The organism is Pseudomonas izuensis (genome assembly GCF_009861505.1).
In the GTDB taxonomy this organism is placed as follows: Bacteria; Pseudomonadota; Gammaproteobacteria; order Pseudomonadales; family Pseudomonadaceae; genus Aquipseudomonas; species Aquipseudomonas izuensis.
Map to the genome: position 1 here is coordinate 142,822 of NZ_WTFT01000004.1, position 20,288 is coordinate 163,109.

Genomic DNA, 20,288 nt, shown 5'->3' on the forward strand with positions numbered 1-20,288 from the left:
GCAGGCTCACTCCTACATTTGATTAGTGTCGCCCTCACCTCTGCATCACTCTCATCAATCATCGTATCCAGCTTCAATTCGCCCACCTTAGACTCGGCCCATTCCAATGAAAGGTAGGCCGCCATGTCCGAGACGCTGCTCAGTTCCCGCAATCTGGCTTTCGAGCTGTATGAGGTCCTTGATGCCGAAGGCCTGACTCAGCGCGAGCGGTTTGCCGAGCACAACCGCGAAACCTTCGATGCCGCCCTCGGCACCGCCCGCAGCATTGCCGAGAAGTTCTTCGCCCCGCACAACCGCAAGGGCGACGAGAACGAGCCACGCTATGAGAACGGCCAGGCGATTCTGATTCCGGAAGTGAAACCGGCGGTGGACGCCTTCCTCGAAGCCGGTTTCCTCAATGCCGCGCGCAGTTTCGACGCCGGTGGCATGCAGCTTCCTACATTGCTGTCCCAAGCCTGCTTCGCCCACTTTCAATCGGCCAACGCGGCGTCGACCTCGTACCCGTTCCTGACCATGGGCGCGGCGAACCTGATCGAAAGCTTCGGCACCGAGGAGCAAAAAAGGCGCTTTCTGCAACCGATGATCGACGGGCGCTTCTTCGGCACCATGGCCCTGACCGAACCGCACGCGGGCTCATCGCTGTCGGATATTCGTACCCGCGCCGAGCCTGCGTCCGACGGCACTTATCGACTCAAGGGCAACAAGATCTTCATCTCCGGCGGTGATCACCCGTTGTCGGAAAATATCGTGCACATGGTCCTGGCCAAACTGCCCGATGCGCCCGCCGGGGTGAAGGGCATTTCGCTGTTTATCGTGCCCAAGTTCCTGGTCAACGATGACGGCAGCCTCGGCCAGCGCAACGATGTACTGCTGGCCGGCCTGTTCCACAAGATGGGCTGGCGCGGCACCACGTCCACCGCGCTTAACTTCGGCGATAACGGTGAATGCGTCGGCTATCTGGTAGGCAAGCCGCACCATGGCTTGAGCTACATGTTCCAGATGATGAACGAGGCGCGGATCGGCGTCGGCATGGGCGCGGTGATGCTCGGTTACGCAGGCTATCTGTACTCGCTGGAATACGCCCGTTTACGTCCGCAGGGTCGTGTGCCGGACAGCAAGGACCCGAACACCGCACCGGTGGCGATCATCCAGCACGCCGACGTCAAACGCATGCTGTTGACCCAGAAAGCCTACGTCGAAGGCTCATTCGACCTGGGGCTGTATGCCGCGCGGCTGTTCGACGACACCACCACCCTCGGGACCGAAGCCGAGCGCAAACAGGCCCACGAGTTGCTGGATCTGCTGACGCCTATCGTCAAATCCTGGCCGTCGGAGTTCTGCCTGAAGGCCAACGAACTGGCGATCCAGATCCTCGGCGGCCACGGTTACACCCGCGAATACCCGGTGGAGCAGTACTACCGCGACAATCGCCTGAACCCGATCCATGAAGGCACCCACGGCATTCAGTCGCTGGACCTGCTGGGGCGCAAACTGGCACAGAACGGTGGCGCGGGGCTCAAGCAACTGATCCGCCTGATCGCCGACACCGCCGAGCGTGCCCAGGCCCATGAGTCGCTTGACGCCCTGCGTGATCCACTGGAAAAACTGGTGGCGCGCCTGCAAACCGTGACCATTGGCCTGCTGACTGATCTGGCGCAGGGCAAGGTCAACAGCAGCCTGGCGAATTCGGCGCTGTACCTGAAAGTGTTCGGCCACACGGTGATTGGCTGGCGCTGGCTGGAACAGGCGATCCGGGCCGAGGAAGGGTTGGCCAAGGGCAGTGCGGCGGATGTGGGTTTCTATAAAGGCAAGTTGCAGGCGGCGCGCTATTTCCTGACCTGGGAAATTCCTGGATGCCACCATGAACTGGCGATTCTTGAGGCGCGGGATGATGTTTGCCTGGGCATGCAGGATGAGTGGTTCTGACCATAGCCTTTCGGTGCTGCTGAAAACCAATCGCGGGCAAGCCCGCTCCCACAGTGATCTCAGTTGCTCACAATAATGTGTTCAACACACAAACCCTGTGGGAGCGGGCTAGCCCGCGATGAGGACGGCACAGACAACACATCAACTGAGTTTGAACCCTCCCACCTGCCGCGCCAGGTCATCGGCCAGCCGCTGCAGCGTCTGGCAATCCTCACGACAAGCCCTGACCTCCCCCGCCGTCGCCCGTGCCAGATCGGAAATCCCCTGCACATTGCGGTTGATCTCCTCCGTCACCGCCGATTGCTCTTCTGTCGCCGTCGCGACCTGTTGGTTCATGTCGCTGATGTGCTCGACCTGCCCGGTTATCGCCGTCAATGACGCTCCTGTCCTCTGGCTCGACTCGACACCGGTGCCCGTTGCCGCCTGCCCGGCATGCATCGATGACACCGCATTCTCGGCGCCCTGCTTGAGGCTGCCGATCATCTGCTGAATTTCATCGGTAGAGGCCTGCGTACGTCGAGCCAACGTGCGAACCTCATCGGCGACCACGGCAAACCCGCGCCCCATGTCCCCGGCCCGCGCCGCTTCGATGGCGGCATTCAAGGCCAACAGGTTGGTCTGCTCGGAAATCCCGCGAATCACCGCCAGCACCTGATCGATCGACGCCACCTGATCGGCCAGCTCTCCCACGGCGCTGGCGGCGACACCGATTTCGTCGGACATGCTTTCGATATGGCGAATCGAACCGCCCACCACCTCCCTCGCCTGCATGGCCTCATCACGAGCCGTCTGCGAAGCGAGCGCCGCATGGCCGGCGTTCTGCGCGATGTCCTGCACGGTCAGACCCATTTCGTGGACCGCCGTGGCAACCATATCGGTCATCTCCTGCTGACGACCGGAACGCTCGGCGGTGTTATCCACCACCCGCGCCACCTGGCTGACCGCCGTGCGCAAGTGCCCGCTGGTGGTAAGAACTTCGCCGATCATGTCGCGCTGGCTGTCGAGGAATCGATTGAAGCCGCGAGCCAGGTCACCCAACTCATCGGCGCGACTGGAATCCAGCCGCTGGGTCAAATCTCCACCACCGCTACCAATGGCGACCAGCGCGGCTGTTACCTGACGAATCGGCCGCACCAACCCTCGGGCCAGCAATACCACCAGCAACAGGCATACCAACGCCACCGCCAGGCCGATACCGCTGCTCATCCACATGGCACGGCGTGCTTCGGCATAGATTTGCGACTGCGGCACTTCGGCCACCAGCGTCCAGCCCAGATCCCGCAGCGGCAGGCTTAATGCCAGATAATTTTCGCCCTCGCGCACAAAGCTGCTGCTGGTGGCGGAAAGTTGACCCATGACCGCACGCGCCGCCGGCTCGCTGATTTGCTCGGCCAAGGTACGTTTGCCGCTGAATTGCGCTTCGGGGTGAACCTGGATCAAACCGTCGGAACGCACGAGATAGACCTTGCCGCGCTTTCCGAAACTGAAGTTGTGGATCAGCTCCGACAGCTCTTTCATGCTCAGTCCGAGCCCGGCGACGCCCACGACTTTGCCGGCCTGTTCGACCTTGATGTCGATGAACAGCGCCAATTCTCCGGTAGCCGTGTCGTTGTCGATATTGAGGGTACGTGGCTGGCTGCTGTCGAGGAACGAGTAGAACCAGGCGTCTTTGGGATTGGAACGGCTCAGGGTCCGGTCCAGACCTTTTTCGGTGATGTAGTGGCTGGAAGCAGTCCCGATAATCAGCGCGGTAAAGGCCTTGTGCTCGGCGCGAATGCCTTCCAGATACTGCGCAAATGTGGAGGTCTGGCTACTGTTCTCACCCCCGGCCAACCAGTCGCGCACCATGCTGTTGCTGGCGATGTCCTTGGCGGCGGTAAGCGGTTGAACGAGGATGCGCTCGATGTCGTTGCGCATCGCCTCGATGCTCGATGGCAGCGCTTGTTCGACCAGATAGCGCTGGGCGAGTCGGTTGACCACGAGGGTATAAATGCCAACCACAATAAGAATACTGAGCAGCAAGGCGGTGCCCATGCTCAGGATCAACTGCCATTGAATACTGCGTCGCCAGAACTGCATGGAGCACCCCCAAAGAATAAGAGGCTGAAACACTGCAACAGCCGTGCCGATTGTATACAACTAAACCGACAATTTATTCTTTGGTTGTGCGCAAAGCCGATCAGGCCTGATTGATCGTCTTGGAGATCACTTCAACCGTGGCGCTGACTTGCTCTTGGTAACGGTCGAGTTCGAGCTTGTGCTGCTTTTGCATTTCAATCTGCTGGGAACACAGATTCATCGCGGCCAGCACCAGCAGTCGATCACCGATCAGGGTCGGGTATTTCTTTTTGGTCTCTGCCAGGGCAGCCTTCAACATCAATGCAGCGTCCAGCAGGGTCTGCTCTTCCCCGGCCGGCGCCTTGATCGAATAGTCCTCCCCCAGGATCGAGACGACTTTTACCCCTGGGCCGTAACTCATGCGCTGACAGGGCCAGCGCTGACGCGCTCAACCAGGGCCTGGATGCGTGCGGCGGTGGCGCCTTGTTTCTCTTCCTGTTCCATCAGGCTCAGTTGCAGGCTCTCGTTTTCATCCTTGGCCTGGGCCAGTTCGGCGCTCAGGGCTTGGTTGGTGCCGAGCAGGGTTTGGTTCTGTTGTACCAGGTCGCTGACCAGCTGTTCCAATTGGCTTAGGGATGCTTCCAACATTTTGATTTTCCAGGCATTTTCAAAGGGCGCGTACGATAAAGAAAAGTCACCGTGGATGCCAGGGTTAAACAGGCGCAAGGCCTTGATTTTCCTGACCGGTGACCTTCTCGCGAACTTTAAAGACTGTGATTGGCCGATCTGGTTCCTGCACTTCGTCGCCCGCCCCTTTTCCTTTTGCAGGAGCGAGCACGCTCGCGATGGACGTTAAGGTTTACGCGGGCAGTCTGGATAAGCGCGTTATCGTTAACGTCCATCGCGAGCAAGCTTTGCTCCCACGAGGCTCAAGACTTCAGCCGCATGACCGATAAGTCGTTCATACGTCAGCCCCGGCACCGCTCAGGTGCGTTCCATTCGGTAAATACCATGTCCCTTCGTAATATGAACATCGCCCCTCGGGCGTTCCTCAGCTTCGCGCTGATCGGTGGCCTGATGATGGTTCTGGGAGTGTTTGCCTTGAACCAGATGAGCAAGATCCGTGGCGCCGCCGAAGACATCACCAACAACAGTGTGCCGAGCATCAAGAGCCTGGACGACTTCACCCAACTGACCTTGCGTTTGCGTGTGCTTTCTTATCGTTTGCTGGTGAATCGTGAACCGGATGTTCAGCAAAAAACCATGGAACTGCTCGAACTGCGCAATCAGCAGATTCGCACGGCCCAGGCCACCTACGAAAAACTGATCGCCAGCCCGCAGGAACGTGCGGCCTACGATCAGTACGTGCAGCTGCTGGGACAATACCGCCAGATCGAAGACCGGATGAAGACCCTGTCACGCAATAATCAGGTCGACGAACTGCGCAGCCTGCTCAACACCGATTTGCTGAACAACTCCGAAGCGATCAACACGGTGCTGAACACGCTGCTGGAGATCAACACCCGGCAGACCCTCGACACCAACCAGCAAGCCGCCGATCAGTACGCTTCGGCATTCACTCTGGTGATCACCCTGCTGGTGATCGCCACCGGCCTGACCCTTCTGCTCGCCTGGTTGCTGACCAACAGCATCACCAAACCGATCGCCAACGCCTTGAATGCCGCCGAGCAAATCGCCGAAGGCAACCTGACGCGCCCAATCACCGTTGATGGCGAAGACGAGGCCGGCCGCCTGCTGCAGGCGATGTCCAGGATGCAGGACAAGTTGCGCGACACCCTGCAACGGATTTCCGGTTCGGCCACTCAATTGGCTTCTGCCGCCGAAGAACTCAACAGCGTGACCGACGAAAGCGCCCGCGGCCTGACCCAACAGAACAATGAAATCGAACAGGCCGCCACGGCGGTCAACGAAATGACCAGCGCCGTGGAGGAGGTCGCGCGCAATGCCGTCAGCACGTCCGAAGCCTCGAAGAACGCCACCACCTCTGCCGGTGATGGTCGTGACCTGGTGCAGGAAACCGTCAGCGCCATCGAACGCATGAGTGCTGACGTGCAGAGCACGGCCACGCTGATCAGCGATCTGGCCAATGAATCGCGCGATATCGGCAAGGTACTGGACGTGATTCGCGGCCTGGCCGACCAGACCAACCTGCTGGCCCTCAACGCCGCCATCGAAGCGGCACGTGCCGGTGAGGCCGGTCGCGGTTTTGCGGTGGTGGCGGATGAAGTGCGGGCCCTGGCGCACCGCACCCAACAGTCGACCAGTGAAATCGAACGCATGATCGGCAGCATCCAGAGCGGCACCGAGCACGCGGTGGATTCGATGCGCAATAGCACCGAGCGCGCCGAGTCGACCCTGAACATCGCCCGCGGCGCCGGGATGTCGCTCGACACCATCAACAGTGCCATCGTGGAAATCAACGAGCGCAACCTGGTGATCGCCAGCGCCGCCGAAGAACAGGCGCAAGTGGCCCGCGAAGTGGACCGCAACCTGGTGAACATTCGCGACCTGTCGGTACAGTCGGCCACCGGCGCCAACCAGACCAGCGCGGCCAGTAGCGAGCTGTCGCGATTGGCACTGGACCTGAACAATATGGTCGCGCGATTCAGCCTGTAATAAAGGGTAGTCACCATCCCGTAGGAGCTGGCTTGCCAGCGAAGACGGCCTCAAGAACATTGCAATATTTGAGGGCCTCTTCGCTGGCAAGCCAGCTCCTACAAGGGATCGGCGGCATTTGCAGATTGGGTTTTATTGATCTGCAAAACCTTTTTGACAGCATCACATTTCAACAGGTTAGAATCGCTGGCACGCAGACTGCATGGTCAGTTTGTGCCCGCCTTTCAGCTTTCTGGAGTACTGCCTTTGAATGCGACGACCATCAACAGCCTGTTCTTGATCGGCGCGTTGCTGGTAGGTGCGAGCATTCTGGTGAGTTCACTATCTTCGCGCCTCGGCATTCCGATTCTGGTCATCATCCTGGCCGTGGGCATGGCCGCCGGGGTCGATGGCGGCGGCATCATTTTCGATAACTACCCCACGGCTTATCTGGTCGGCAACCTGGCGCTGGCGGTGATCCTGCTGGACGGCGGTTTACGCACCCGGGTGTCGAGTTTCCGCGTGGCGTTATGGCCTGCATTGTCGCTGGCAACGGTCGGCGTGTTGATCACCACCGGGCTGACCGGCATGGCCGCCGCCTGGCTGTTCAATCTGAACCTGATTCAAGGCCTGCTGATCGGCGCCATCGTCGGCTCCACCGACGCTGCGGCGGTGTTCTCATTGCTCGGTGGCAAAGGCCTGAACGAGCGGGTGACCGCCAGCCTTGAGATCGAATCCGGCAGCAACGACCCGATGGCGGTGTTCCTCACCGTGACCTTGATCGACATGCTCGCCAGCGGCCAGACCGGCTTGCACTGGAGCCTGCTGACCCACCTGCTGCGCGAGTTCGGTATCGGTGCCGTTATCGGCCTGGGCGGTGGCTGGCTCATGCTGCAATTGGTCAACCGTATCAACCTGGCCACCGGTCTTTATCCGATTCTGGTCATCGCCGGCGGCCTGGTGGTGTTTGCCCTGACCAACGCCCTGCATGGCAGCGGTTTCCTGGCGGTGTACCTGTGCGGCCTGGTGATCGGCAACCGGCCGGTACGCAGTCGCCATGGCATCCTGCACATGCTCGACGGCATGGCCTGGCTGGCGCAGATCGGCATGTTCCTGGTGCTGGGGCTGCTGGTCACCCCCCACGACTTGCTGCCAATTGCGTTGCCGGCATTGGGCCTGGCGCTGTGGATGATTCTGTTTGCCCGCCCGCTGTCGGTGCTGGCCGGCCTGCTGCCGTTCAAGGCCTTCCATGGGCGTGAAAAGGCGTTCATTTCCTGGGTCGGCTTGCGTGGCGCAGTGCCGATCATTCTGGCGGTGTTCCCGCTGATGGCGGGCCTGCCCAACGCCCAGCTCTATTTCAACCTCGCCTTCTTTATCGTGCTGGTGTCGCTGCTGGTCCAGGGCACGAGCCTGCCGTGGATCGCCAAACTGCTGAAGGTGACGGTGCCACCGGAGCCCGCGCCGATTTCGCGCTCCGCCCTGGAAGTCCATGTCACCAGCGAATGGGAGCTGTTCGTTTATCGTCTCGGCGCCGAAAAATGGTGCATCGGCTCGCACCTTCGTGAACTGAAAATGCCCGAAGGCACCCGCATCGCAGCCCTGTTTCGGGGCGAACAACTGCTCCATCCGTCGGGTAGTACGGTGCTCGAAGTCGACGATTTGCTCTGCGTAATCGGCCACGAACACAACCTTCCCGCCCTCGGAAAGCTGTTCAGCCAGGCGCCGCAACGGGGCCTCGATTTGCGCTTCTTCGGCGACTTCGTGCTCGAAGGAGACGCCCAGCTGGCCGCGGTTGCTGCCCTGTACGGGTTGAAGGTCGAAGGCATCGATCCGGACATGTCCCTGGGCCACTTCATTGCCCAAAAAGTGGGCGGCGCACCGGTGGTTGGCGACCAGGTGGAATGGAACAACACCATCTGGACCGTCGCGGTCATGGAGGGGAACAAGATCGGCAAAGTGGGCGTCAGATTCCCCGAAGGAAGTCGCCCGGGTCCCGGCTTGTTCCTCTAAACTCCAATCTTCGTCCTGTTTTTTAATCGGTCTTTATGTCAAGCCTGCGCACTTTTTTCGTCCTGGTCCTGTTGGGCCTGAGTCTCTCCGTCGGCACGCTGCAAGCCGCCGAACCACCCACCCGCGAAACCGTGCAGGCGAGCCTGGACAAGATCGCCGACCGCAAATTGCCGGAGGCGGATCAAAAGGCCCTGCAATCGGTCCTGCAAGCCACGCTGACACAGCTCAACAACCGGCGTGATTACGAGCAAAAGCTCAGCGACCTCAAGCAGCGCCTGGCCACAGCCCCCAAGCAAACCGTCGAGAACCAGCGCGAGCTGACGCGTCTCAAGGCCAGCAGCGAGGTGCCGGTCGCGCAACGCTTCACCAAAGAGTCGATCCAGCAGCTTGAGCAAATGCTCACCGAGCGTTCAACTCAGCAAAGCGATCTGCAAAAGGCCCTGGCCGACGCCAATAGCCTGATCATTACCGCCCAGACCCGCCCGGAGCGCGCCCAGGCGGAAATCTCCACCAGCCAGACGCGCATCCAGCAGATCAACAATATCCTCAAGGCCGGCAAGGACAGCGGCAAGACCTTGAGCGCCGAGCAGCGCGACCAGCTCAACGCCGAACTGTCGGCCCTCAACGCCCTGATCCCGCTGCGTCGCCAGGAACTGGCCGGCAACACCCAGTTGCAAGACCTGGGCAACAGTCAGCATGACTTGTTAACGGAAAAGTCCGATCGCCTGGACCGTGAAATCCAGGAAATGCAAAACCTGATCAACCAGAAACGCCTGGCTCAATCCCAGGAGACGGTGACGCAGCAGTCCATCGAAGCGCAAAAGGCCGGTGGCAGCAGCCTGTTGGCCACCGAAAGCGCGGCCAACCTGAAGCTCTCTGACTATCTGCTCAAAAGCACTGACCGCCTCAACGAGGTCACCCAGCAGAACCTGCAGACCAAGCAACAACTGGACAGCGTGACCCAGAGTGATGCGGCCCTGGACGAGCAGATCAATGTGCTCAAGGGCAGCCTGCTGCTCTCGAAGATTCTCTACAAACAGAAACAGGCCTTGCCGCGCCTCAGGGTCGACCGAGACCTGGCCGACCAGATCGCCGACATCCGCCTGTATCAGTTCGAAGTCAGCCAGCAACGGGAGCTGCTCAGCAACCCGGCCACCTACGTCGACAACCTGCTGTCGGCTCAACCGCCCGAGCAAGTCACCCCGCAACTGCGCAAAAGCCTGCTGGAACTGGCCACCACTCGGGCGGATCTGCTGGAGCGGTTGAACCGCGAACTGAGTGCCGTACTCAACGAATCCATCACCCTGCAACTGAACCAGAAGCAACTGCTCAGTACCGCGCAAAGCCTGCGGGCAACGCTCGACGAACAGATGTTCTGGATTCCCAGCAACAAGCCGCTGGATCTGGAATGGATACGCGGCACACCGGATCGCCTGAAACGTCAGATCGATGCGCTTCCCCTGGCCTCCAGCCTGAGCGAACTGATTGATGGCCTGACCCAGCGACCGTTGCTGTTCCTGCCGCTGGCGCTGCTGATCGGTGCCCTGCTGTGGCGTCGCAAGAACCTGTATGCAAGGTTGAACAAGGTTCACCAGGACATCGGCCACTTCAAGCGCGACAGCCAGTTGCACACCCCGCAGGCGATCTTGATCAACATTCTGCTGGCGATGCCTGTGTCGCTGGGCCTGGCGTTATGCGGCCTGGCCCTGCAAATCGACGCCCGAGGGCAGAACGCCTATATGGGCTCGGCCTTGCTGCAAATGGCCCAGGCGTGGCTGGTGTTCTACACCGCCTATCGGGTCCTGGCACCGGGCGGCGTGGCAGAGCTGCATTTCCGCTGGGAAAAACCTCAGGTCGAATTCCTGCGCGGCTGGGTCCGCCGGCTCGGCATGGTGGTGATGGCGTTGGTGGCGGTGGTGGCGGTTGCCGAGCTGCAACCGGCGGCCCTGGCCGACGACGTGATGGGTATGCCGGTGGTGCTCACCTGCTACGCCTTGATGACCTGGCTGCTCAGCCGCCTGCTGATCAGCAGCCCGACCCACGAACACGCCTCGCTGTTCCGCAAGTCCGTGGCCATCATGTTCACCGCCCTGCCGGTGGCCCTGTTCGTCGCCGTGTGCTTTGGCTACTACTACACCGCGCTGAAACTCAGCGACCGGTTGATCAACACCCTGTACCTGCTGATGTTCTGGCTGGTGATCGAAGCCACCTTCGTGCGCGGCCTCAGCGTGGCGGCACGACGCCTGGCCTATCAACGCGCGCTGGCCAAGCGCCAGGCCGCAAAAGAAGCCGGCGACGGCGAAGCGGTGATCGAAGAACCAACCCTGGATATCGAGAAGGTCAACGAACAGTCCCTGCGCCTGATCCGCCTGGCCCTGCTCGGCGGCTTCATGGCAGCGCTGTACTGGGTCTGGGCCGACCTGATCACGGTGTTCTCGTACCTGGACAACATCACCCTCTACGAATACACCAGCGGCACCGGTGCCAACATGAGCATGGTACCGATCAGCATCGGCGACATGCTGGGTGCGCTGATCATCATCGGCATCACCTTTGCCCTGGCGCGCAACCTGCCTGGTCTGCTCGAAGTCTTTGTGCTGTCGAAGCTGAACCTGGCCCAAGGGAGTGCCTACGCCACCACCACGCTGTTGTCCTACGTGATCGCCGGGGTCGGTTTTGTCTCGACGCTCTCGACCCTCGGCGTCAGCTGGGACAAGTTGCAGTGGCTGGTGGCAGCCCTGTCCGTGGGACTTGGCTTCGGCATGCAAGAGATTTTCGCCAACTTCATCTCCGGCATCATGATCCTGTTCGAACGCCCGGTTCGGATCGGCGACACCATCACCATCGGCAACCTGTCGGGCACGGTCAGCAAGATCCGTATCCGTGCCACGACCATCACCGATTTTGACCGCAAGGACATCATTGTCCCGAACAAGACGTTCATTACCGGACAACTGATCAACTGGTCCCTGACCGATACCATCACCCGCGTGACGCTCAAGCTCGGGGTCGATTACGGCTCGGACCTGGACCTGGTGAAGGAACTGCTGCTCAAGGCCGCCCGTGATAACCCGCGCGTCCTGAAAGACCCGGAACCTCACGTGTATTTCCTGAACTTCGGCGAAAGCACCCTCGACCACGAGCTGCGCATGCATGTGCGTGACCTCGGTGACCGTAACCCCGTGCTCGATGAGGTCAACCGCTTCATCAACCGCGAGTTCAAGAAGCAGCACATCAACATCTCGTTCCGGCAGATGGAGGTCTACCTCAAGAACCTTCATGGCCAGGAATACAAGATGGTGCCGATCGAGCCGGAAACCAAAACCATCGTGCCACTCAACGATGACAAGCAACCGCCGCTGGCACCGCCTGCCGCCAAACTCGACTAACCGGGCATTCCCCAGCAGAATGCTCGGACATTCTGCTGGAGACGGCCTTTGAAAGCCCTCGACGAACTGACCTTCGATAATCGCTTCGACCGCCTGGGCGATGCGTTTTCCGCCCACGTGCTGCCCGAACCGATCGACAACCCGCGCCTGGTCGTGGCCAGCCCCGCCGCCATGGCGCTGCTGGATCTCGACCCGGCCGTGGCCGAAACCCCGGAGTTCGCCGAGCTGTTCAGCGGCCACAAGCTCTGGGCCGATGCGATCCCGAGGGCGATGGTCTATGCCGGTCATCAGTTCGGTTTCTACAACCCGCAACTGGGCGACGGTCGCGGCCTGTTGCTGGGCGAGGTGTACAACGAGGCCGGCGAGCATTGGGACCTGCACCTCAAGGGCGCCGGGCAGACACCCTTTTCGCGCATGGGTGACGGACGGGCGGTGCTGCGCTCCTCGATCCGCGAATTCCTCGCTTCCGAAGCCCTGCATGCATTGAACATTCCGACCACCCGGGCGCTGTGTGTGATCGGCTCCGACACGCCGGTCTGGCGCGAGAAACAAGAGCGCGCGGCCATGGTCCTGCGCCTGGCACCGAGCCATGTGCGCTTCGGCCATTTCGAATATTTCTACTACACCAAACGTCCCGAACAGCAGAAAGAACTCGGCGACCACGTCCTCGCCATGCATTTTCCAGAGTGCCTTGAACAACCGGAACCCTACCTGGCGATGTTCCGCGAGATTGTCGAGCGCAATGCCGAGCTGATCGCCAAGTGGCAGGCCTATGGTTTCTGCCACGGGGTGATGAACACCGACAACATGTCGATCCTCGGTATTACTTTCGATTTCGGCCCGTTCGCCTTCCTCGACGATTTCGACGCCAATTTCATCTGCAACCACTCCGACGATCAGGGCCGCTACTCCTTCAGCAACCAGGTGCCAATCGGGCAATGGAACCTCAGCGCCCTGGCCCAGGCCCTGACGCCGTTCATCAGCGTCGAGGCCCTGCGCGAAACCCTCGGCCTGTACCTGCCGTTGTTCCAGGCCCACTACCTTGACCTGATGCGCCGCCGCCTGGGCCTCACCATCGCCGAAGACGACGACCAGAAACTGCTGGAACAACTGTTGCAACTGATGCAGAACAGCGGCGTCGACTACAGCCTGTTCTTCCGCCGCCTGGGCGAAGAATCACCCGAAGCAGCTGTCCGTCGTCTGCGCGATGACTTCGTCGACATCAAGGGCTTCGATGCCTGGGGCGAACTCTATGTCACCCGGGTTGCCCGTGAAGGCGAGCTGGATCAGGAGCAGCGTCGCAAGCGAATGCACGCGGTCAATCCGCTGTACATCCTGCGCAACTACCTGGCGCAGAAGGCTATCGATGCAGCAGAAAAAGGCGATTACTCGGAAGTCCGCCGGCTGCACGCGGTACTGGGCAAGCCATTCGAGGAACAGCCGGGGATGGAAAGCTACGCCGAACGGCCGCCGGAGTGGGGCAAGCATCTGGAGATCAGTTGTTCTTCGTGAGGCGGGCTAGATAAAGGTTTCCACCGACGTTCCGAAGCGCTCGGCCAGCCAGCGGATCTGCCGCAGGTTGAGCTGGCGCTTGCCGCTAAGAATCTCTGAGACAACTGATTGGGTACCCACACCGGGCAGGTCACTCTGAGTCAGCCCGTGTTCTCGCATCAGGTAGCCCAGAACATCAACACCACTGGCTTCTGCCATAGGGTGATGCTTGTGATCCCAATCCTCGATCCAGTCTCCAATGATGTCTACAAGACTCATCAGAGGATGCGATTCGTCATCGCCGGTTATCTCGAGTAACTCGTCGAGTGCCAGCACCAGCGCGTCATAGTCGTCTTCGTTTTTTGGTTTGCGTAGCAAAGGCGAGACGAACTCCCAATGCTCAACTGCATTTTTCATAACATCGGGGCAAAGCCTGGCTTGCCACACTTGCTTTCCCTTTTTCTGATCACACCAAACATCCTCACGCCCAACAAAACCTCCCTCGTCTACGACAATGGGTTGAGCATTCACAACTGCGACACATTCAGCGTCACCAAGAAGCTCTGAAAGCGAATAGCGCTTATTGGCTCTTGCAGTCATTGGCTACGAGTTCCATAGGAGTAAAACGTCGGTTCTAGTGTTGCAGAACATTAGAAGCCGATTTCTCATTAGCCAATCAGTCGTAGCAGCAATACGCGTAGGCCTTCTCCGCAACTAGAGAAGGCAATGACTTACAACCTTTTCCTTGATTAAAGCCACCTTCGAACCCAGATCAGTGTCGTATTCTGCCTAATTGAGATCCAACTCATGACCGACCCACTCCTCATCCCCTGCCCCCACTGCAACGGCCTCAACCGCATCCCGGCAGAACGCCTGAACGACCATCCAAAATGCGGTCGCTGCAAGTCCGAGGTCCTGCTGAACAAATCCTTCGAACTGAAGCAAGGCGATTACGCCAGCCAGATCAAGGGCGATCTGCCGCTGCTGGTGGACGTGTGGGCGGACTGGTGTGGGCCGTGCAAGTCGTTTGCGCCGGTGTTCGAGCAGGCGGCCGGGCAATTGGCGGGCAAGTGCCGGTTGGCCAAGCTGGACAGCGAGGCTAATCAGCAGCTGTCGGCGCAATTGGGGATTCGTTCGATTCCGAGCCTGATTCTGTTCAAGAACGGCCGGGAAGTCGCGCGCCAGAGCGGGGCTTTTCCTTTGCCGCAGTTGATGAGTTGGTTGCGTAGCCAGGGGATCTGACGGCCGCGTCGATCAAAATGTGGGAGCGAGCCTGCTCGCGATGAGGGCCTCATATTCAACATTTCTGTTGATCGGTCTACCGCTTTCGCGAGCAGGCTCGCTCCCACATTGATGGATGGTGCCAGTAGCAGGAATCAGGCGTTTTCCAGCAGGTTATGCAACTCGACGAACTGTTGCGTCAGCTTGTGCCGCGGGTCGAGATGGATCAGCGGTGTATTGGCCTGGTGGGATTCGCGCATGCGTACCGAACTGCCCAGGTACACCGGTAGCACCGGCAAGCCTTCGGCAATCAATTCGTCGAGCATTTGCTGGGGCAGGCTGGCGCGGGCCTGGAACTGGTTGACCACGATACCTTCGACTTCCAGCCCTTCGTTGTGGTCGTCCTTCAATTCTTCGATTTCCGCCAACAGGCCATAAAGCGCCTGGCGCGAGAAACTGTCGCAATCAAAAGGAATCAGTACACGATCGGCAGCGATCAGCGCCGAAACCGCATAAAAATTCAGTGCTGGCGGTGTATCGAGGTAAATCCGGTCGTAATCTGCGTCAAGCTCTTCCAACAACTTACGTAGCTTGTTGATTTTATGCTTGGCTTCAAGCTTGGGCTGCAAGTCCGCCAGTTCGGCCGTGGCGGTGATGACATGGAGGTTGTCGAACGGGGTTTCGTAAATATCGACCTTGCTCTTCTTCGCAAATGGCCCGGAAGACAAGGTTTGCTTGAAGAAATCGGCAATACCCATCGGAATGTCATTGCCGGTGAGTCCCGTCAGGTATTGAGTGGAGTTGGCCTGGGCATCGAGATCCACCAACAGGGTGCGATAACCCTCGGTGGCGCTGACCGCCGCCAGATTGCAGGCAATACTGGACTTGCCCACGCCACCTTTCTGATTGAACACCACACGCCGCATGTCAAAACCTCCGTGTATCAAAGAATGACCGAGTGTAGTGGTCCACGGCATGGCTTAGCTACCTCCCTGACAGAGGGACTACGCGGTCATCGGCAATCTCCCGCCAGAAAAGCGGCAAACGCGGGCGTGAACAGTCACCAGAGCCGACAGACGGGGCGCTAGCATTGTGAATAATTTTCAAACGCGCAGTTTTCACCCACTAACCGGCCCATCGCGCTGTGCAAAATGTAACCAGCATTTGCTACACGTTCGCGGCACCGGGATAATGCGCACCACTCGGCGCCAGGCGCCACGTAGAGTGAGTCGTGGTTTTCTACCACTCACCGCGTCAAGAAGCCCGCAGGGGCGGGATGAATGTCTGTGATCAATTTCAACATCGCCCAGTGGCGCGCGTGGGCCCCGGGGCTCGAAAGCGTGGACGATTGGCAAGCCTGGAGCCGACAACCGGTCGTGCTGCCGGTCAGCGATGCCGCTCCCGACGTGTCGTTCCTGCCCGCCATGCAACGCCGACGCCTCAGTCGCCTGGCGCGAATGGCGTTCAGTGTCGGCTGGCCCCTGGCCGAAGGTCGTGAGGATTTGCCGCTGGTGTTTGTTTCCCGTCACGGTGAAACGCCACGCACCTTCGACATTCTTAGCGATCTGGCCGCCGATCAGCCGCTGTCGCCGACACAGTTCAGCCTGTCGGTGCATAACGCGATCATCGGCCTGTGGTCGATCATGCGCGGTGAAACCAGCGAAATGACGGCGCTCGCCTCTGCCGGTGACGGTCTTGAACACGGCATGCTGGAAGCGGCGGCCCTGCTCGATGAAGGTGCGCCCGCGGTATTGCTGGTGGTGACCGAGGACCAGCCGCCCGAGGCTTACTCGACCTGGATCGACGATGTACCTTTTCCTTATGCCGTCGGCCTGCTGATCACACCCGGCAATGACTGGCAGCTGTCGCTGAACAGCCCCGCGGATGCGTTGTCCAAACCCCGTTGGCCGCACGCGCTGAATCTGTTGCGTACATTGCTTGGCCAGCAAACCACCTGCCAACATGCCTGGAAAAATCGTGTATGGACCTGGCAACGCAACCCGTGACCGAAAAGAACCGCGACGCCTATTACTGGCGCCTGCTGGCCACCGCCGCGAGCTTTGCCCTGTTCGGGCTGGGCGGGCTTTGCCTGCGCCTGGTGGTTTTCCCGCTGCTGGGTTGCCTGCCGGGCGATGCCCAGACCCATCGGCTGCGCGCGCGGCAAACCGTCAGTCGCTGCTTCTGGTTTTTTGTCCGGTTCATGGCACGCGCCGGTGTGCTGACCTACGACATCCAGGGCGCGGAAAAACTTGGACGGCCCGGGCAAATGATCGTCGCCAATCACCCGTCGCTGATCGATGTGGTGTTCCTGATCGGCCTGGTGCGCCACGCCAACTGCGTGGTCAAGCAAAGCCTCTGGGAAAACCCGTTCACCCGCGCGCCCCTGCGCCGTACCGAATACATCAGCAACGACGGCAGCATGGACATGCTCGATGCCGCCGCCGATGCACTGAAAAGCGGCCAGACCCTGATCATCTTTCCCGAAGGCACCCGCACCCAACCGGGCCAGGCCCCAGCCTTTCATCGGGGGGGTGCGGCAATTGCCGTGCGGGGTGCGAAAATCCTCACCCCGGTGGTCATCAAGGTCAGTCCGACGACATTGACCAAGGCCGAGCCCTGGTATCGGATCCCCAAACGCCGCGTGCACTTCAGTTTCCGTGTCGGCGCCGATATAGACCCACAGGCCTTCGCCGCGCTGGGCCCGGCCCCTCAGGCCTCGCGCAAGCTCAACGATCATTTGCATTCTTACTTCATCAAGGAGCTCGCCGAAGATGAGCGATCTGAACACCGATAGCCTGAACCGGGACATCAAAGAGTTGATCATCGAAGCCCTCGGCCTCGAAGACATCAGCGCCGAAGACATTGGCGACCAACAGACACTGTTCGGCGAAGGCCTGGGCCTGGACTCGGTTGACGCGCTGGAACTCGGCCTGGCCATTCAGAAAAAGTACGGCATCAAAATCGACGCCGACGCCAAGGACACTCGTAATCACTTCAGCAACGTGGCAAGCCTCGCGGCGTTCGTCACTGCAAAACAGGCAGCTTGAGACCGGACCATGCAAACTCGTGACGACATTTTCAACACTCTGCGCGATGCCCTGGTCGAGCTGTTCGAACTGGACCCCAAACGGGTGAGCCTCGAATCCAACCTGTACCAGGACCTGGAAATCGACAGCATTGACGCGGTCGACCTGATCGATCACATCAAACGTCAGACCGGCAAGAAAATCGCCGCCGAGGAATTCAAATCGGTGCGCACTGTCAGTGACGTGGTCGAGGCGGTCTATCGCCTGGTTCAACCGGCCGCATGAGCCGACTGATCGGCCTCGGCCTGCTGCTGGCAGGCCTGCTGTACCCCTTCGCGGTGTATTTCGGCATGGAACATTTTGCGCCATGGCAGTTCGGTTTGCTGCTGGGCAGTCTGTGGCTGGCGCGGGCGCTGACCGGACGGCGGCGACCGGGCAGCCTGTGGATGGCCACGGTGGCCATCGTGTTCTGCCTGTTGCTGGCACTGTTCGACAGCCCTGCGTTATTGCGCTGGTACCCGGTATTGATCAGCGGCTTCATGCTGGTGCTGTTCGGGTCGAGTCTGATTTACGGTCCACCGATCGTCGAGCGCCTGGCCCAACTGCGTGAGGGGCATCTACCCGTCGAAGGCATTCGCTACACCCGCCAGGTCACCATCGCCTGGAGTGTTTTTTTTCTCTGCAACGGTTTGTGCGCCGCCGCCCTGACGCTTTGGGCGCCGCTGAGCTGGTGGACGTTGTACACCGGCCTGATTTCCTACGGATTGATAGGCCTGATGTTTGCCATTGAATGGCTCATACGACAACGGGTACGAGGCCACTCATGAATTGGATAAAACTTGAGCACCTGTTGCTCAAGGCTCAGCCGGAGCGTGCCGTAACGGCCGATCCGGCGTTGAATCACGCGCAGTGGTGCGAACAGGCCCTGAGCCTGGCCGCCGGCCTGCAAGCCTTGGGCGTGCGACGTATCGCCGTGCACCTGGCAGACGCCGCCGACCTGGCGATTGCCCTGTTCGGCGCCTGGCGCGCCGGGGTCAGCGTCCTGTTGCCGGCCGACTTGCAAGCCCAGACTCGCCAGCGCTGGTCGGGCGAAGTCGACCTGTGGCTGACCGATCAGCCCGATGACGCCCATCTGAACGATTTCCGCCACCCGCCGCTCAACGCTGCGGCGCTGGATCTGGATCTGGATCACTGTTCCCTGAGCCTGTGCACGTCCGGCTCCAGTGGCGAGCCCAAGCGCATCGAAAAAAGCCTGCGCCAGCTGGTCAATGAAGTCGAAGCCCTGGAACGGCTGTGGGGTGCCGACCTGGGCCCCGCCTGCATCATTGGCAGCGTCGCCACCCAACACATTTATGGCCTGCTGTTTCGGGTGCTGTGGCCGCTGTGCGCCGGGCGCCCATTCGTACGCCTGCAACTGGCCTTTCCGGAAGACCTGCAACGTACCAGTCGCGAACACCCGGCCTTCGCCTGGGTCACCAGCCCGGCGCTGCTCAAACGGATGGGTGACAATCTCGACTGGCCGGCCTTGAGCGCAGTGCGTCGGGTATTTTCTTCGGGTGGTGCATTACCGGCCGAGGCGGCGCAGAGCCTGAACGAACGCCTGCATCAATGGCCGACCGAAATTTTCGGGAGCTCGGAAACCGGGGGCATCGCCTGGCGCCAGGGGCACGATCTGTGGCAGCCCTTCGCTGATGTTGCACTGAGCCAGGACAATGACGGCGCATTGCTCATCACCTCGCCCTACTTGCCCGCCGGCCACGTCGAACACACCGCCGATGCCGCGCGAATCGCGGCGGATGGCCGTTTCGAACTGCTCGGGCGACTGGACAGGATCGTCAAACTGGAAGAAAAACGTATCTCGCTGCCAATGCTGGAACAGGCGCTGACGGCCCATGATTGGGTCTCTGAAGCGCGGCTCGGTGTCGTCCAGGAAAACCGGGCCTCACTGGGAGTGCTGTTGGTTCTCAGCGAAGCCGGGTTGCACGCCTTGCGCAATCAAGGCCGACGCAGCCTCACCGAGGCCTTGCGCCAACACCTGAGCCAGCATTGTGAAGCCCTGGCCCTGCCACGGCGCTGGCGTTTGCTGCGGCAACTACCGCTGAACGCTCAAGGCAAACTGCCCCAGGCCGACGTCGAGGCCCTGCTGCTGGCACCGCGCCCCAAGGCGCCGCAGGTGCTGGAACAGGTTGAAACCGAAGGCGAATGGAGCCTGCAACTGGCCGTGCCACCGGACCTTGCCTATTTCAGCGGCCACTTTCCCCGGGCGCCTGTGCTGCCGGGAGTGGTACAAGTGGAGTGGGCGCTGAATCTGGGCCAGCACTTGATGAACCTGCCGGCAAAGTTCGCCGGCATGGAAGTGCTGAAGTTCCAGCAACTGGTGCGTCCGGGGGATGAAGTCCAGTTGCACCTGCGCTTCGACCCGACCCGCAGCAAACTGTATTTCGCCTATCGCAATGAAACCGCCACCTGCTCCAGCGGGCGGATTTTGCTGGAGGCCGAGCATGCATAAGATTGGTGAGTGCTGCGCACTCATTCGCGAGCAGGCTCGCTC

General features: G+C 60.3%; 17 protein-coding genes and 2 pseudogenes. 13 read left to right on the top strand and 6 right to left on the bottom strand.

Going from position 1 to position 20,288, the window contains the following annotated elements; translation table 11 throughout:
- Positions 1 to 123 precede the first annotated feature (123 nt).
- Positions 124 to 1,926: an acyl-CoA dehydrogenase gene (locus GPL81_RS03675; protein WP_160105243.1), complete on the top strand. Its 1,803-nt coding sequence runs from the start codon at positions 124 to 126 to the stop codon at positions 1,924 to 1,926.
- Between the two features lie 141 nt (positions 1,927 to 2,067).
- Here the strand turns inward: GPL81_RS03675 and GPL81_RS31775 are convergent, their stop codons facing one another.
- The 4 genes and pseudogenes from GPL81_RS31775 to GPL81_RS03690 all read right to left on the bottom strand — a co-directional run bounded on the left by GPL81_RS31775 (position 2,068) and on the right by GPL81_RS03690 (position 4,632).
- Positions 2,068 to 2,913: a methyl-accepting chemotaxis protein gene (locus GPL81_RS31775; protein WP_425502522.1), complete on the bottom strand. Its 846-nt coding sequence runs from the start codon at positions 2,911 to 2,913 to the stop codon at positions 2,068 to 2,070.
- 18 nt (positions 2,914 to 2,931) lie between these two features.
- A pseudogene (locus GPL81_RS31865) lies at positions 2,932 to 4,005 on the bottom strand (HAMP domain-containing protein); the annotation flags it as partial.
- A 100-nt stretch (positions 4,006 to 4,105) separates the two neighbouring features.
- Positions 4,106 to 4,405 carry a cell division protein ZapA gene (locus GPL81_RS03685; protein WP_096513760.1) on the bottom strand — a complete coding sequence of 100 codons (300 nt, stop codon included), beginning with the start codon at positions 4,403 to 4,405 and terminating at the stop codon, positions 4,106 to 4,108.
- On the bottom strand, positions 4,402 to 4,632 hold the full coding sequence (locus GPL81_RS03690) for a hypothetical protein (protein ID WP_056852308.1): 231 nt from the start codon (positions 4,630 to 4,632) through the stop codon (positions 4,402 to 4,404). The genes GPL81_RS03685 and GPL81_RS03690 overlap by 4 nt, the downstream gene beginning before the upstream one ends.
- Positions 4,633 to 5,010: 378 nt before the next feature.
- Here GPL81_RS03690 and GPL81_RS31870 point away from each other — a divergent pair.
- The 5 genes and pseudogenes from GPL81_RS31870 to selO form a co-directional block, all read left to right on the top strand.
- Positions 5,011 to 5,766, top strand: a pseudogene (locus tag GPL81_RS31870) (MCP four helix bundle domain-containing protein); the annotation flags it as partial.
- On the top strand, positions 5,758 to 6,621 hold the full coding sequence (locus GPL81_RS31875; protein WP_425502523.1) for a methyl-accepting chemotaxis protein: 864 nt from the start codon (positions 5,758 to 5,760) through the stop codon (positions 6,619 to 6,621). The pseudogene GPL81_RS31870 and the gene GPL81_RS31875, both read left to right, overlap by 9 nt.
- Positions 6,622 to 6,867: 246 nt before the next feature.
- Entirely contained in the window at positions 6,868 to 8,610 is a 1,743-nt protein-coding gene (locus GPL81_RS03700; RefSeq protein ID WP_160105246.1) for a potassium/proton antiporter, read from the top strand.
- Between the two features lie 35 nt (positions 8,611 to 8,645).
- The gene (gene mscK / locus GPL81_RS03705) at positions 8,646 to 11,999 is read left to right on the top strand and encodes a mechanosensitive channel MscK (protein ID WP_121103890.1); all 3,354 of its coding nucleotides are present in this window, start codon (positions 8,646 to 8,648) and stop codon (positions 11,997 to 11,999) included.
- A gap of 48 nt (positions 12,000 to 12,047) precedes the next feature.
- Positions 12,048 to 13,511, top strand: coding sequence for a protein adenylyltransferase SelO (gene selO / locus GPL81_RS03710; protein ID WP_160105247.1), 1,464 nt, complete (start codon positions 12,048 to 12,050; stop codon positions 13,509 to 13,511).
- A gap of 6 nt (positions 13,512 to 13,517) precedes the next feature.
- Here the strand turns inward: selO and GPL81_RS03715 are convergent, their stop codons facing one another.
- Positions 13,518 to 13,907, bottom strand: coding sequence for a helix-turn-helix domain-containing protein (locus GPL81_RS03715; RefSeq protein WP_160105511.1), 390 nt, complete (start codon positions 13,905 to 13,907; stop codon positions 13,518 to 13,520).
- A 390-nt stretch (positions 13,908 to 14,297) separates the two neighbouring features.
- On the opposite strand from GPL81_RS03715, the gene trxC reads away from it, so the two are divergent.
- On the top strand, positions 14,298 to 14,732 hold the full coding sequence (gene trxC, locus GPL81_RS03720) for a thioredoxin TrxC (RefSeq protein WP_160105248.1): 435 nt from the start codon (positions 14,298 to 14,300) through the stop codon (positions 14,730 to 14,732).
- A 134-nt stretch (positions 14,733 to 14,866) separates the two neighbouring features.
- Here the strand turns inward: trxC and GPL81_RS03725 are convergent, their stop codons facing one another.
- A complete protein-coding gene (locus tag GPL81_RS03725; protein ID WP_160105249.1) occupies positions 14,867 to 15,637 on the bottom strand; it encodes a ParA family protein in 771 nt (256 codons plus the stop codon).
- Between the two features lie 354 nt (positions 15,638 to 15,991).
- On the opposite strand from GPL81_RS03725, the gene GPL81_RS03730 reads away from it, so the two are divergent.
- The 6 genes from GPL81_RS03730 to GPL81_RS03755 are packed head-to-tail and all read left to right on the top strand — an operon-like array spanning position 15,992 to position 20,246.
- Positions 15,992 to 16,717 (top strand): beta-ketoacyl synthase chain length factor, encoded by a 726-nt coding sequence (locus tag GPL81_RS03730; RefSeq protein WP_160105250.1) that lies wholly within the window; start codon positions 15,992 to 15,994, stop codon positions 16,715 to 16,717.
- A complete protein-coding gene (locus tag GPL81_RS03735; protein WP_160105251.1) occupies positions 16,693 to 17,505 on the top strand; it encodes a lysophospholipid acyltransferase family protein in 813 nt (270 codons plus the stop codon). The genes GPL81_RS03730 and GPL81_RS03735 overlap by 25 nt, the downstream gene beginning before the upstream one ends.
- Positions 17,483 to 17,758, top strand: a complete 276-nt coding sequence (locus tag GPL81_RS03740; RefSeq protein WP_077045064.1) for a phosphopantetheine-binding protein — start codon at positions 17,483 to 17,485, stop codon at positions 17,756 to 17,758. Before GPL81_RS03735 ends, GPL81_RS03740 begins: the two co-directional genes overlap by 23 nt.
- Before the next feature lie 9 nt (positions 17,759 to 17,767).
- Positions 17,768 to 18,022 carry an acyl carrier protein gene (locus GPL81_RS03745; protein ID WP_110965992.1) on the top strand — a complete coding sequence of 85 codons (255 nt, stop codon included), beginning with the start codon at positions 17,768 to 17,770 and terminating at the stop codon, positions 18,020 to 18,022.
- Entirely contained in the window at positions 18,019 to 18,564 is a 546-nt protein-coding gene (locus tag GPL81_RS03750) for a COG4648 family protein (protein ID WP_096513769.1), read from the top strand. The genes GPL81_RS03745 and GPL81_RS03750 overlap by 4 nt, the downstream gene beginning before the upstream one ends.
- Positions 18,561 to 20,246: an acyl-CoA synthetase family protein gene (locus GPL81_RS03755; RefSeq protein WP_160105252.1), complete on the top strand. Its 1,686-nt coding sequence runs from the start codon at positions 18,561 to 18,563 to the stop codon at positions 20,244 to 20,246. Before GPL81_RS03750 ends, GPL81_RS03755 begins: the two co-directional genes overlap by 4 nt.
- Positions 20,247 to 20,288: the final 42 nt, after the last annotated feature.

Bases quoted from the DNA above. Each gene is read 5' to 3' on its own strand.
- trxC (WP_160105248.1), top strand. From the start codon at position 14,298: ATGACCGACCCACTCCTCATCCCCTGCCCCCACTGCAACGGCCTCAAC.
- GPL81_RS03725 (WP_160105249.1), bottom strand. From the start codon at position 15,637: ATGCGGCGTGTGGTGTTCAATCAGAAAGGTGGCGTGGGCAAGTCCAGT.
- GPL81_RS03690 (WP_056852308.1), bottom strand. From the start codon at position 4,632: ATGTTGGAAGCATCCCTAAGCCAATTGGAACAGCTGGTCAGCGACCTG.
- GPL81_RS03755 (WP_160105252.1), top strand. From the start codon at position 18,561: ATGAATTGGATAAAACTTGAGCACCTGTTGCTCAAGGCTCAGCCGGAG.
- GPL81_RS03730 (WP_160105250.1), top strand. From the start codon at position 15,992: ATGTCTGTGATCAATTTCAACATCGCCCAGTGGCGCGCGTGGGCCCCG.
- GPL81_RS03735 (WP_160105251.1), top strand. From the start codon at position 16,693: ATGGACCTGGCAACGCAACCCGTGACCGAAAAGAACCGCGACGCCTAT.
- GPL81_RS03685 (WP_096513760.1), bottom strand. From the start codon at position 4,405: ATGAGTTACGGCCCAGGGGTAAAAGTCGTCTCGATCCTGGGGGAGGAC.
- GPL81_RS03745 (WP_110965992.1), top strand. From the start codon at position 17,768: ATGCAAACTCGTGACGACATTTTCAACACTCTGCGCGATGCCCTGGTC.
- GPL81_RS31775 (WP_425502522.1), bottom strand. From the start codon at position 2,913: ATGATCGGCGAAGTTCTTACCACCAGCGGGCACTTGCGCACGGCGGTC.
- GPL81_RS03750 (WP_096513769.1), top strand. From the start codon at position 18,019: ATGAGCCGACTGATCGGCCTCGGCCTGCTGCTGGCAGGCCTGCTGTAC.
- mscK (WP_121103890.1), top strand. From the start codon at position 8,646: ATGTCAAGCCTGCGCACTTTTTTCGTCCTGGTCCTGTTGGGCCTGAGT.
- GPL81_RS03740 (WP_077045064.1), top strand. From the start codon at position 17,483: ATGAGCGATCTGAACACCGATAGCCTGAACCGGGACATCAAAGAGTTG.
- GPL81_RS31875 (WP_425502523.1), top strand. From the start codon at position 5,758: ATGCAGGACAAGTTGCGCGACACCCTGCAACGGATTTCCGGTTCGGCC.
- GPL81_RS03675 (WP_160105243.1), top strand. From the start codon at position 124: ATGTCCGAGACGCTGCTCAGTTCCCGCAATCTGGCTTTCGAGCTGTAT.
- GPL81_RS03715 (WP_160105511.1), bottom strand. From the start codon at position 13,907: ATGAAAAATGCAGTTGAGCATTGGGAGTTCGTCTCGCCTTTGCTACGC.